10 protein-coding genes are annotated in these 12,546 nt (G+C 67.9%); 8 read left to right on the top strand and 2 right to left on the bottom strand.

Going from position 1 to position 12,546, the window contains the following annotated elements; all coding sequences use genetic code 11:
• Positions 1-37: 37 nt before the first annotated feature.
• The 5 genes from ACEN2S_RS11150 (at position 38) to ACEN2S_RS11130 (ending at position 7,556) form a co-directional block, all read left to right on the top strand.
• Positions 38-445, top strand: coding sequence for a response regulator transcription factor (locus ACEN2S_RS11150; RefSeq protein WP_441866202.1), 408 nt, complete (start codon positions 38-40; stop codon positions 443-445).
• A complete protein-coding gene (locus ACEN2S_RS11145; protein WP_441866200.1) occupies positions 445-726 on the top strand; it encodes a hypothetical protein in 282 nt (93 codons plus the stop codon). Before ACEN2S_RS11150 ends, ACEN2S_RS11145 begins: the two co-directional genes overlap by 1 nt.
• Entirely contained in the window at positions 726-3,434 is a 2,709-nt protein-coding gene (locus tag ACEN2S_RS11140) for an ATP-binding protein (RefSeq protein WP_441866198.1), read from the top strand. Before ACEN2S_RS11145 ends, ACEN2S_RS11140 begins: the two co-directional genes overlap by 1 nt.
• Before the next feature lie 152 nt (positions 3,435-3,586).
• A complete protein-coding gene (locus ACEN2S_RS11135) occupies positions 3,587-4,819 on the top strand; it encodes a FliM/FliN family flagellar motor switch protein (protein WP_441866196.1) in 1,233 nt (410 codons plus the stop codon).
• Positions 4,820-5,333: 514 nt separating this feature from the next.
• Complete coding sequence (locus ACEN2S_RS11130; RefSeq protein ID WP_441866194.1) at positions 5,334-7,556, top strand: enoyl-CoA hydratase-related protein; 2,223 nt, start codon at positions 5,334-5,336, stop codon at positions 7,554-7,556.
• A 33-nt stretch (positions 7,557-7,589) separates the two neighbouring features.
• Here the strand turns inward: ACEN2S_RS11130 and ACEN2S_RS11125 are convergent, their stop codons facing one another.
• Complete coding sequence (locus ACEN2S_RS11125) at positions 7,590-7,805, bottom strand: hypothetical protein (RefSeq protein ID WP_441866192.1); 216 nt, start codon at positions 7,803-7,805, stop codon at positions 7,590-7,592.
• A 182-nt stretch (positions 7,806-7,987) separates the two neighbouring features.
• On the opposite strand from ACEN2S_RS11125, the gene ACEN2S_RS11120 reads away from it, so the two are divergent.
• On the top strand, positions 7,988-8,236 hold the full coding sequence (locus tag ACEN2S_RS11120) for a DUF2312 domain-containing protein (protein WP_441866190.1): 249 nt from the start codon (positions 7,988-7,990) through the stop codon (positions 8,234-8,236).
• A 512-nt stretch (positions 8,237-8,748) separates the two neighbouring features.
• Positions 8,749-9,648, top strand: a complete 900-nt coding sequence (locus ACEN2S_RS11115; protein WP_441866188.1) for an NAD-dependent epimerase/dehydratase family protein — start codon at positions 8,749-8,751, stop codon at positions 9,646-9,648.
• A 170-nt stretch (positions 9,649-9,818) separates the two neighbouring features.
• Here the strand turns inward: ACEN2S_RS11115 and ACEN2S_RS11110 are convergent, their stop codons facing one another.
• Positions 9,819-10,694 carry a hypothetical protein gene (locus ACEN2S_RS11110; RefSeq protein WP_441866186.1) on the bottom strand — a complete coding sequence of 292 codons (876 nt, stop codon included), beginning with the start codon at positions 10,692-10,694 and terminating at the stop codon, positions 9,819-9,821.
• A 166-nt stretch (positions 10,695-10,860) separates the two neighbouring features.
• On the opposite strand from ACEN2S_RS11110, the gene ACEN2S_RS11105 reads away from it, so the two are divergent.
• Complete coding sequence (locus ACEN2S_RS11105; protein ID WP_441866184.1) at positions 10,861-12,495, top strand: ABC transporter permease; 1,635 nt, start codon at positions 10,861-10,863, stop codon at positions 12,493-12,495.
• Positions 12,496-12,546 lie beyond the last annotated feature (51 nt).

Here is a 12,546-nt window from a genome sequence, read left to right as displayed (position 1 = left end):
TAACGGTGCGGGGGGCGCCGTCGGAGAGGAGGCCGGGATGCGGACAAAACATGTCCTGCTGATCGAAGACGAGCCGCATATTGCCGAGGCGATCCGCTTCCTTCTGGGGCGGGATGGCTGGGGCGTGCGGCATCTGACCGAAGGTGCTGATCTTGTCGCGCGGCTGGCCGAGCAGCCGGTGGATGTCGTGGTGCTGGATCTGATGCTGCCGGGGCGTTCGGGGCTCGAAATTCTGGCCGAGCTGCGCGCCGATCCGGCTACAGCGGCGCTGCCGGTCCTGATGCTGACCGCGCGCGGCCAGGCCCGCGACCGCGAGGCGGCGGAGCGCGCCGGGGCCACCGGCTTTCTGGCCAAGCCCTTTGCCAATGCCGACCTCGTTGCCACGCTGAACGCGCTCTTGCCGCCCGAGGCCTTGGACGCGGCGCAGTCCGGGGCCACCGGCTGATGGCGAAGGCCGGGCAGCCGCTGTTCCTGGCCCGCCGCGCCTATCGGCGACGGCGGCTGATGGATGCGGCACGCCTCTTGCCACTTTTGGGGGCGGTGCTCTTTGCCATTCCGATGCTCTGGCATCCGGCCGACAGTGCCGAGCCTGACACGGCGCGTGGCGTCACCTATCTCTTTGCGGTCTGGTTTCTGCTGATCCTTGCCGCGGCGGCGCTGTCGCGCGGGTTGCGTCCGACGCTGGAGGATGACAGCGCCGAAGAACCGCCCGAGGGGCCGCTGTGATGCCCTTCAACGCGCTGGTCGCGGTCTGTCTGGCCTATGTCATCTGCCTTTTCCTCGTGGCCTTTGCCGCCGAACGCCATGCGGCGCGCGAGGCCGGGCGGGGCCGGGCCTTCTGGCTGCGCTCGCCGCTGATCTACACGCTGTCGCTGTCGATCTATTGCACCGCCTGGACCTTTTACGGCGCGGTGGGCTATGCAGCGCGCTCGGGGCTGGAATTCGCCACGATCTACCTTGGCCCGACGCTGGTTTTCATCGGCTGGTGGTGGGTGCTGCGCAAGCTGGTGCGGATCGGCCGCACGCAGCGCGTGACCTCGATCGCCGATCTGATCTCGGCCCGCTACGGCAAGTCGAACCTTCTGGGCGTGATCGTCACGCTGATGGCCGTTGTGGCCTCAACCCCCTATATCGCGCTGCAATTGCAGTCAGTTACCCTGTCGTTTGGCGTCTTTGCCTCTGGCGCGCCGGAGGGCTGGGCGATGCCCGATCAGGGCGCGACCGCGCTCTGGGTGGCGGCGGGGCTGACGCTTTTCACCATCCTCTTTGGCACCCGCAACCTTGATGCGAATGAGCGCCACCACGGGGTCGTCACCGCCATTGCGGTGGAGGCGGTGGTCAAGCTGGTGGCGCTGCTGGCGGTGGGGATCTTCGTGGTCTGGGGCGTGGCGGGCGGTGTCGGCGATGTGCTCAGCCGCATTGATGCCTCGGCCATCGCCGATTGGCAGCTGCAACCGGGGCGCTGGGCGGGCCTCACCTTTGCCTCGGCCGCCGCCGTCCTCACCCTGCCGCGGATGTTTCAGGTGATGGTGGTCGAGAATGAAGATGAGCGGCATCTGGCCACCGCCGCCTGGGCGTTTCCGCTCTATCTGATGCTGATGAGCCTGTTTGTCGTGCCGATCGCCGTGGTCGGGCTGGAGGTGATGCCCGCCAGCGCCAACCCCGATCTTTTCGTGCTGACTGTACCGCTGACGCAAGGCCAGGGCGGGCTGGCACTCCTGGCCTTTCTGGGCGGGTTCTCCAGCGCCACCTCGATGGTGATCGTCGCCGCCATCGCGCTGGCGACGATGGTGTCGAACCATATCGTGACGCCGCTCTGGCTCAGCCTGCGCGAGGGGGGTGCGCGGGCCACGGGGGATGTGCGCGGCCTTGTGCTGATGTCGCGGCGGGTCTCCATCGGCGCGGTGCTGGCGATGGGCTATGGCTATTACACCCTCTCGGGCGGTTCGGCGGCGCTGGCCTCGATCGGGTTGATCTCCTTTGTCGGGGTGGCGCAGGTGCTGCCCGCGCTTCTGGGCGGCATATTCTGGCGCGGGGCGACGCGGGCGGGGGCCATCGCCGGGCTGGTCACCGGTGCCGCGATCTGGACCTATGCGCTGTTCCTGCCCTCGGTCGGTGACAGCGGGCTGATCTCGGCGCAGGTGCTGGCCGAGGGGCCGTTTGGCATCGGCTGGCTGCGGCCGCAGGCGCTGTTCGGCGTGCAGGGTCTTGATCCGTTGCTGCAGGCGCTCTTTTGGTCGATCCTGTTGAACACGCTGATGTTTCTGGCCTTTTCACTGCTCACCTTCCCCGGCCCGATGGAGCGGTTGCAGGGTGTGGCCTTTGTCAATGTCTTTGACCAGACCTCGGGCGCGCGCACCTGGTCGCGCGGCGGGGCCGAGGCCGAGGATCTCTTGTCGATGGCGCAGCGGATCCTGGGGGCCGGGGCCGCGCAGGAGTTCTTTCAGGCGGAAGCCGCGCGGCAGGGCAAGGAAGGGTTCCTGCCCGAAACCACCTCCGAGTTCATCTCGCGGCTGGAGCGGCAGCTGGCAGGTTCGGTCGGGGCGGCCACGGCGCATGCGATGATCGCGCAGATCTCGGAAGGGGCGACGGTCTCGGTGCAGGATCTGATCGCGGTGGCGGGCGAGGCGCTGGAGATCAAGGAATATTCCGCCCAGCTTGAGGCGAAATCCGAAGAGCTGGCCCGCGCCGCCCGGCAATTGCGCGAGGTGAATGAAAAACTGACCGAACTTTCGGTGCAAAAGGACGGCTTTCTGGGCCAGATCAGCCATGAACTGCGCACGCCGATGACCTCGATCCGGGCATTTTCCGAGATTTTGATGGAGCCGGACCTGCCCGAGCCTTTGCGCGCGCAATATGCCGAGATCATCCATGAGGAGGCGCGGCGGCTGACCCGGCTGCTCGATGACCTCCTTGATCTGAGCGTGATGGAGCACCGCAAGGTGCAGCTGAACATCACCGTCACCAATCTGCACGACCTGATCAGCCGCGCCGTGACGGCTGCCTCCAGCACCCGGCCAGAGCGGCAGTTCCGCGTGGTCCGCGATGTGGTGAATGAGCATATGCCGATCTTCACCGATGCCGACCGGCTGGTGCAGGTCTTCATCAACCTCGTCTCGAACGCCCGCAAATATTGCGATACAGAGCCGGGGGTGCTGCGCATCGAAGTCAAGGCGCGGCGCGGCCGGGTGCAGGTCGATTTCATCGACAACGGCAAGGGGATACCGAAAAAGGCGCAGGCGCTGGTCTTTGAGAAATTCGCCCGTCTGACCGACACCAGCCGCGCGGGCGGCGCGGGCCTCGGGCTGGCGATCTGCCGCGAGATCATGGTCAATCTGGGGGGCGAAATCGCCTATTTGCCGGGGCAGGGCGGGGCGGGCTTTCGGGTGACCCTGCCCTTGCGGCGGGGGGCGGTGCCGGAAGAGGCAGGTTGAGCCTGTGGCACAGGTGACGCTGCGGCAGGGCCCGCCAAAGCCGTCGGACAGAAGTTAATTTTCGACAAGACTCGGATTTGTTTAAACCTTTTATAAACCCTGATCTGCGATTTCTGGGACAGGTTCCGATGCGCGGGGCAGGACGGAAGGCAATGACACAAGAACGGCTGCAAACAGTGTTGCGACGCAAGGCGGAGGCGGGGAAACCCGCGCCGGTCGCCGCTGCCGTGACGCCGCCGCGCGCTTTGGGTCAGGCGCTGGCCAAGACCGCGCAGGATCTGATGGGCCTGCCGTTGCGCGTGGCCAACATCGATCAAAGCCGGATGTCGCTGGCCGATCTGCCCGAAGCGCTGGAGGATCGCGCGCTTCTGGCGATGCTGGAGGGTCCGGGCGAGGCTTTGGGCCTCGTGGTGATGCCGCAATCCACCTATTCCGCGCTGATCGAGTTTCAGACGATGGGGCGCCTTTCGGCGGCCGTGCCCGCGCCGCGCAAACCGACGCGCACGGATGCCAGCCTTTCGGCGGAATTCATTGATGCATTTCTGACGCTGTTTGAGGCGGATCTGGTTGCGCTGGAGGACATCACCTGGGCGGGCGGTTTTCGCTATGCCTCCTATCTCGATGACCCGCGCCCGCTGGGCCTGCTGCTTGAGGATGTCAGCTACCGGGTGATGAAGGTCGAGATGGCGCTGGGGGCAGGCGGCGACCGCATGGGCAATCTGATGCTGGTTCTGCCCGCGCAGGGCCGGGGGCCGGGGCCGAAGGCGCTGCGCAAGGCGGCGGCCGCCGCACCCGAGGCGCGCGGCTCCGGCTTTGGCAATGACCTGCCCGATATGGGCGAGGAACCCTCGGACGAGGTGGTCTGGAGCGAGAAGATGGAGAGCACCATTCTCGGCACCACGGCCACGTTGGACGGGGTGCTGCACCGGGTGACGCTGCCGCTCTCGGCGGTGCTGGGCTGGGTGCCGGGAACGGTTTTGCCGGTGCCGATGGCGGCGCTTGAAGGCCTGCGGATCGAAGGCAGTGGCGGGCGGCTTTTGGGCCATGCGCGGCTGGGCCAGAACCAGGGTTTCCGCGCCATGCGGATCTGTGGTGCCGGGGAAGATCAGGCCCCGGTGATGGGCGAGGATCCCTATGCGCTGGGGTCGGTGGCCGATGCGATGGGGCGTGGGGCCAGCCCGATGGCCGCGCCGATGGATCTTGAGATGGATATGGCGGCGCCGATGAATTTCGGCGGCCTGTCGGACGAACCGGCAGAGATGGGCGGCCTGGCCGATCTTGGCAATTTCGGCGAGATGGGGGATCTGCCGCCCATGTCGATGGATATGGGCAGCTTTGGCGAGGAAGACGAATTGCCGCCGCTGAAAATGGGCGGCGCGTTCTGACCCGGCCCTGCCGCGTTCTTTCCTGACCATATTGCAACAACCTGCGACCCGTCCGGCACTCCGGCGGGGTGATACCTTTGGTATGTCTCTGTAAAGGGAGCGTCCCGCAGATGGGGCGTTGGGGGCGAGGCCGCCGGATCGCCCGCGTTGGCGTGGCCTTCGGCGCGGTTGCTGTCTGGGCCGGAGGGTTTGGCCGAGTGTCTGGCCAGAGTGTTTCGCCGGAATGTCTGGCGGTCGCGTGTGGTCACCGTCGGGGCGTGAGGATGCCCGTTGCTGGCCTTCGCAGGCGGGTCTGCGTCCTGTCGCATGGCCCCTGGCGCGGCCAATGGGGTAAAATCACAGGCAGGCTGCGGCTTCGCGGGCGCATTTGAGCTTCGGGATGGTCCAAGCTGCGGCAATCGGGGTGCTTTCCCGTTGCCTTGCCCCGAAGCCGAGAGGTAAACTCCCTGAAAAGGGATGACCGCCCGACCCGGCTGATTGCGGGGGCGAGGGGGTCCGGCGGGCAGGACGACACATGGTGAAACCGGTCAAGGTACATCTGCGCGATGGCGTGGTGCTGATCACGCTCAACCCGGCGGGGGCAGAGCCGCAGGGCACATCCGGCTTTGACAGCGCCTGTTGCGCCAGCCTCTCCGAGGCTTTGGCGGGCGCGCTGGCGGAACCCGCGGCGCGGGCGCTGGTGCTGCGGGCGGGCCCCGGAGGCTGGCCGCTGGCGCGCGATCCGCTGACCGAAGATGGCGCCGCGCTGGACCGCCTGGCGCTGATGCTGGCCACGGCGCAAAAGCCGGTTTTGGCGGCGCTCTCGGGGCGGATCGCGGGCGGCAGTCTGGCGCTGGCGCAGGCGGTGGAATGGCGGATCGCGGCGGCGGATGTCCGGTTTTCGGCCCCCACCACCGCGCTTGGACTGATGCCGCCGGGCGGTCTGCTGACGCGGCTGTCGCGGCGGATCGGCCCGGCACCGGCGCTGCGGTTCTTGCTGAACGCCGGGGGCTGGGACGGTGCGCAGGCGCTGGCGGCGGGGATGATCGACGGCAGTGTCGAGGCCACGGATGTCGAGCTGGCCGCGCTCAACCTCGCCAAACGCCTGACGGCGGCACAGGCGCCCGCCGGTGCCGCGGCGGACGCCCCGGCGCCACCGCCCGCAGCCCGCGCGCGCGATGCGGCCTTGGCCGATCCCGCCGCCTATCTCAAAGCCCTGAGCCAGATGCGCGAGACCCTGCCCGAGGGCGTTCTGCGCCCGGTGGCCCTCGCCCTTGCGGATGGGGCGGAGGCGGCGGCGCTGTTGCCCGAGACGGCGGCACTGGAGGCCGAGGCGGTGTTTCGCGGTGATCTGGCGGACTCGCCTTTGGCGGCGGCGCTCTGCCATCAGGCGGCGGCACGGCGGCGGGCGAAACGGCTGGCGGGCCATGCGGATGCGCCGGGGTTCGGGCCGGGTGTCATCGCGCTCTGGCACGGCGGCGCGGGGCAGGGTGCGGGCGGCGCAGCGGGGGTCTGGCAGGGCAATGCCCGCCGGATCGCGGCGGTGGCGTTGTCGCTTGCCAGCGACAAACCCGGCGGCGCCGGGCGGCCGGTGCGGCTGGGGGCGGCGGATGCCGGACAGCTGATCTCATCCTTTGAGGAAATCGCCCGCGCGCAAGAGGCCGCGGTGCAGGAGGGGCGTCTGAGCGTCGCCGCGCGCGAGGCGGCCTGGGCGCATCTGGAACCGGCGCGGCTCGCCTCGGATCTGCGGGGCAATGCGGCGGCGGGCGAAGAGCCGCCGGTCATGCTTCTGGCAACCTTGCCGGATCCGGCCCCGGCGCGGGTCTCGGCTTTGGGCGCCCTGGCGGCGGCGCTGCCGCAGGGGGCGCCTTTGGTGGTGCTGGATGCGGCGGTGGATCCGGGACGTCTGGCGCCCCTTCTGGCCGGGCGCGGCGGTGATGTTGTCGGGCTGCGTCTGGCGGGGACGCGGCTGGCGGCCTTTGGCGCGCCGAGCCAGGTGGGCGAAGTGGTGGTGGGCCCCGAAACCCGCCCCGAGGCCGCCGAAGCGGTGGCCGCCCTGCTGACCGAAATGGGCGTGACGACGGTGCTGGGCGGGCCCGGGCCGGGCGGCATCCTGCGCCGGATGCGGCTCGCGCTGATGCTGGCGGCCGAGGGCTGTGTGCTCGCGGGTGCCACCCCGGCGGCGGTGGATGGCGCGCTGCGGGCGGCGGGCTGCGGCGAGGGGCCGTTTGAGGCGCTGGACCGGCAGGGGCTGGAGCGGGCGCAGGCGCAGGCCGAGGCCATCGGGCGGCCCTTGGGCCGGTTGGTCGCGCGGCTGATGGCCGAGCGCTGGCTGGGCCGGCGTGCGCGCGAGGATGGGCAGGCGGCGCGGGGCTTTTACCCCAGCGGTGGCCGCGGGGTGACCCTGTCCGATGGCGATCCGGCGCTTGAGCGGGTCCTGGCCGAGCTGCGCCCGGCACAGCCGATGGCTGACAAGGAGATCATGGCGCGGATTCTGGCCGCTCTTGCCGGGGAAGGTGCGGCCCTCCTGCAGCAGGGCGGCGCGCACCGGGCCAGCGACATTGACCTGGTGATGGTCGAAGGTCTGGGGTTTCCGCGCGCCTTGGGCGGGCCGATGCTGGCCGCAGACCGCGCCGGGCTGATCGCCATCCGCAAACGCCTGCGCGCGCTGGCGGCAGAGGGCGCGCCCGCGCCGGTCACGCTCTGGGACGTGCTGATCAAGAACGGCCGGAAGTTCGGCGATCTGAACGAGGCGTAGCGGGCGGCCCCCCGCTGGGGCAGGCTCCGGCGTTTATTTCAGCACGATCCCGACCACGACGATCATCAGCCCGATGACCGAGGTAAAGAGCGCCCCAAGGTTCAGCGCCACAACGCGCTGCATCTTGGCGCGCATCGCCTCATCGCTCAGCCGGGCGCGTTTGGCACGGCTGACGATCACGATACAGGCGAGAATTCCCGCAAGCCCCAGTGCCGAAATCACCGCACCTGCCCAGATCACATACTCCATCGGTCATTCTCCCTGTTTGGCGGCGGGGTAGCGGTTGGGCGGCACTGGCGCAAGAGATTTTCCGCCACAGGACACCCCACCCCCAGCCTTGCGGCGGCGCCGCGCGTCGTGCGGGCTTGAAGCGCGCGGCCCAAAGCCTTAGCAAGGCCGCAACCCCAAGACCTGTGACACGCGAGGAAGCCATGTCAGACGCCGCCTATAACGTGACCGCAGATGAGCTGCGCCAGTTCATCGAACAGTACGAGCATCTCGAAGCCGAGAAAAAAGACATTACCGAGCAGCAAAAGGAAGTCATGGCGGACGCCAAGGGCCGCGGCTATGACACCAAGGTGATGAAAAAGATCATCGCCGAGCGCAAGCGCGACAAGAATGATCTGGCGGAAGAAGAGGCGATCATGGACCTCTACAAAGCCGCTTTGGGCATGAGCTGAGGCCAGGCCCGCGCTGAACGGACAGAGCCGGGGTGGCAACGCCCCGGCTTTTGCATGCCGGGTCGGCGGGTTCGGGCGCGTGGTGCCAAAACGGGGGGATCGCTTGGCAGGGCCTTGCCGGGCACCAGACACCGGGCACCAGACACCGGGCACCAGACACCGCGCACCAGACACCGGGCACTGGACACGCAGGGCGCGCTCAGGGGGCGCTCGTGGGGTGCCAACCCTCGCGAAGGCCCCTTGGGCCGGGACTGGACAGTGATCGGGATCAGGATTGGGGCCGAGATCGGAACGCGGGCGGCTCTCTGCGGCAGAGGTCACGGCCGCGCGGGGGTTTTGTGCCGGGATTTTGTACCGGGCGGGGGCGGCGGTGACGGGTCCCGGCGCGGCAGCGCTCGCGGCGGCTGGCATCTGGCTTGGCAGCTTGCCGTTGGGGCAGGGGCGCCTTGGGCTTGCGGATCGGGGGGCGGGGGGACAAACTCCGGCCCTTCGGCAGGCTTGAGGAGGCAAAGATGCGGATTCTGTTCACGGGTGGTTCGGGCAAAGCGGGGCGGCATGCGGTGGCCTATCTGCGCGATCAGGGGCACCGGGTGCTTAATGTTGACCTGAAGCCCCTCGACATGCCCGGCGTTGACAGCCGCATCATCGACATCACCAATGCCGGGCAAGTCTTTGACGTCATGGCAAGTTATGCGGGCTTTGACGAGATGGAACCGGGCACCGGCGTGCCGCGCTTTGACGCGGTGGTGCATTTCGCGGCCATCCCGCGGCTCTTGCTGACGGCGGACAGCGAATGCTACCGGGTCAACACGATCGGCACCTATAACATCCTGGATGCGGCAGTTAAATTTGGCATTCGCAAGGTGATTTTTGCCTCCTCCGAGACGACCTATGGCGTCTGTTTCGCCGATGGCGAGCGCAAGCCGGACTATCTGCCGATTGACGAAGAGCATCCGGTGGTGCCCGAGGACAGCTATGCGATGTCCAAGGTGGTCAATGAGGTGACGGCGCGCAGTTTTCAGCGCCGCTCGGGCTTTGACATCTATGGGCTGCGGATCAACAACGTGATCGAACCGCATGAATATGCGCAGAATTTCCCCGATTATCTGGCCAACCCCGACCTGCGGCGACGCAATATCTTTGCCTATATCGATGCGCGCGATCTGGGGCAGATGGTGCAGCGCTGCCTTGAGACCGACGGGCTGGGCTATGAGATTTTCAACGTCTCGAATGATGATCATTCGGTCGGACTGACCACCGCAGAACTGATCGAGACCTATTATCAGGGGGTTCCCGCCGCCGAGATGGGCGCGCATGAAACCTTTTATGCGAACAAGAAGGCCAAGGCGCTCCTCGGTTTTCAGCCCGAGCACAGCTGGCGGATGTATCTCGACCGGCCGGGGATGGTCTGACCGGAGTGCCGCGCCCCCGGGGTGGCCCCGGGGGAATGGTTTGGGAGCATGGCCGCAGAACGTGGCCGCAGAGCATGACCGGACAGCATTGCCGCAGTGCATGGCCGGGGGAACCGGCCCGTAAAAGCAAAGCTGTCGGAGCCCGTCCCTGAAAACCTGCGCGGGGGCGGTCAGGGGGCGATGAATTCCACCCCCGGCATGGCGGCAATGGCGGCGATATCGGCGTCATAGTTGGCGCTGATTTCCTCGACCAGATCCTGCGTCCAGCCGGGCAGGTTCAGCTCAACCTCCAGCTTCTCGGTGAGCGCGAATTTGTCGAGGAAGGCGGTGACGATCTTGCGCCGCTGCCCGGCCGAACTCGGGGGATGTTTCGCCAGATAGGCCTTGAGACGCTCAAGCCCGTCGGCGGACATGATGGTGGCGAGGATGGCATAATCGCCCTCCAGCGCCATTTCGGGGGCGATGCCCGCGATGCGGCGCAGCACTTCGGGCCAGATCAGCGGCGTGTCCTCATTGCACCACAGCACCAGCCGCCCCTCCGGGGCCGCGGCAATCATATCGGCGATGACCGGCGCCCACCGCAGGCTCGCAGGCTCGACCCGGCCCATCACGCTGTCATAGCTCGCCCCGTCGATACGGTCGATCAGGGCGGGGATCAGCGTGGCGGGGTTGATCAGCCCCATGAAGAATTCAGCGCGCGCCTGCGGGAAGAGATTGGCGAGCGGTTGCAGCTTTGACGCGGCCATCGTGTAGAAACCATTGCTGGTCACCACCCGTTGCGGGATGCAGAGAAAGAATTCATGGCTGAAGATCACCCGCTCCGGGCTGGCGATTTCGGTGACCGAGCCGAGGAGGCGCTCTTGCTCTTCCGGCGGGGCCTCGGCCCCCTTCAGGCTGACCAATGCGTCGCGCAGCACCATGCGGTAGCGCATCGGCGCGGGCACGGCGATGCCCTGTTCGGCAAGAGTGCTGGCGTTGCGCATCAGCGTCTTGACCAGCCGGTCTTCGTCGGTGGAATGCGCGCCCAGATGATACACGACCTGCATGGGTCTCTCCCTCTTCACTCTGCTCGGGGTGGTTATAAGGGCTTTTCTGGACAGGGAAAACGCTTTCCTGTAATCGCCGCATATGGCCGAGAACAGCACCCCCTCACCGATGGATCCGACCGCGCCCCGCGCCACGCCCCGCGCCACGCCGGGGAGGCGCCGCCGCATGCGGCTTGGGGGGGGCGGGCTGTGGTCGCTCGGCGCGGTGCTCATCGCGGGGCTCGTGCTCCTGCCGATCGTGGCGGTCTGCTGGATCGCCGCTTTTCCGACCGAGAACATCTGGCCGCATCTGATGTCGACCACGCTGCCGCGCTATCTGACCAACACCGCCATTCTGGCGCTGGGGGTGGGGGCGCTGGCCTCGGCGATGGGGGCGGGCTCGGCCTGGCTGATCACCATGTACCGCTTTCCGGGCGCGGGCGCGCTGGAGTGGCTTTTGCTGCTGCCGCTGGCGATCCCCGCCTATGTCGGTGCCTATGCTTTGGTGGATTTCCTGGATTACTCCGGCCCGTTGCAAGTGCTCTTGCGCGAGACGATGGGCTGGCATTCGGCGCGGGATTATTGGTTTCCGGCCGTGCGCTCGCGCGGGGCGGCGGTGGTGGTGCTGGCGGCCTCGCTTTATCCCTACATCTATCTGCTGACCCGCGCCGCCTTCCGCGAGCAATCGGGCGGCAGCTATGAGGTGGCGCGCGCGCTGGGGGCGGGGCCGCTGGCGCTGTTCTGGCGTGTGGGCCTGCCGCTGGCGCGGCCTGCCATCGCGGCGGGGGCGGCGATTGCGATGATGGAGACGGTGGCCGATTTCGGCGTCGTCGACTATTTCGGCGTGCAGACGCTGACCACCGGGATCTTCACCACCTGGCTGGAGGCGGGCAATGCGGGGGGGGCTGCACAGATCGCGTGTGTGATCCTGGCCGTGGTTTTCGCGCTGTTCGCGCTGGAAAAGAGCGGGCGGCGGCGCGCGCGCTATCACAATTCTGCCCGGCAGGCGCGGCCGGTGACCCGGGTCACGCTGAAGGGCGGGGCAGGGGCGCTGGCAACATGTGCCACCTTCATCCCCTTTGGTCTGGGCTTTGTGCTGCCGGTTGCGGTGATTTCGCATCACGCCTGGCTGCACCCCGAGGCCTGGTTCGGCCCCGGTCTGGGCCGGGCGCTGGGCCACACGCTGGCGACGGGGGGGATTGCGGCGGTGCTGACGGTGACGGCGGCGCTGTTCATGGTCTACGGCGTGCGGCTGACCGGGCGCAAATTGCCGCGGTTGCTGCTGCCGCTGACCACGCTGGGCTATGCGGCCCCGGGGGCGGTGCTGGCGGTGGGGATTCTGATCCCGCTGGCCGCGCTGGATCACCGGGTGGCGGATCTGGTGCAGGCGGTGACCGGCACGGATCCCGGCCTGTTGCTGACCGGTTCGGCCACCGGCATCGTGCTGGCCTATCTCGTGCGGTTTTTCGCGCTGGCGCAGGGAGCGGCGGACAGTGCCTTTGGCCGGGTCTCGCCCTCGCTGCCGATGGCGGCGCGCTCGCTGGGGCGGAGCGCGGGGGGAGCTTTGCGCGAAGTGTATCTGCCGCTGATGAAGGGCTCGGTCGGCTCGGCCCTGCTCTTGGTTTTCGTGGATTGCGTCAAGGAGCTGCCCGCGACCATGCTCTTGCGCCCGTTCAACTATGAGACGCTGGCGACGCGGGTGCATGAAAAGGCCAGTCTGGAAAATCTGGGCGAGGCGGCCCCCCCGGCGCTTCTGGTGATGGCGGTTGGCCTCTTGGCGGTGGCGCTGCTGGCGCGGGCAAATTTGCGCGGCCGCGGCTGAAGCCCGAGGTTCGGCCTTGCAAGCCTTTCGAGGCGGGGTTATTTGAAGGGC

Source organism: Phaeovulum sp. W22_SRMD_FR3 (assembly GCF_052113705.1).
GTDB lineage: Bacteria > Pseudomonadota > Alphaproteobacteria > Rhodobacterales > Rhodobacteraceae > JBGQOG01.
Note: the sequence above shows the minus strand (reverse complement) of the source record. Positions and strands in the feature narration are given on the sequence as shown.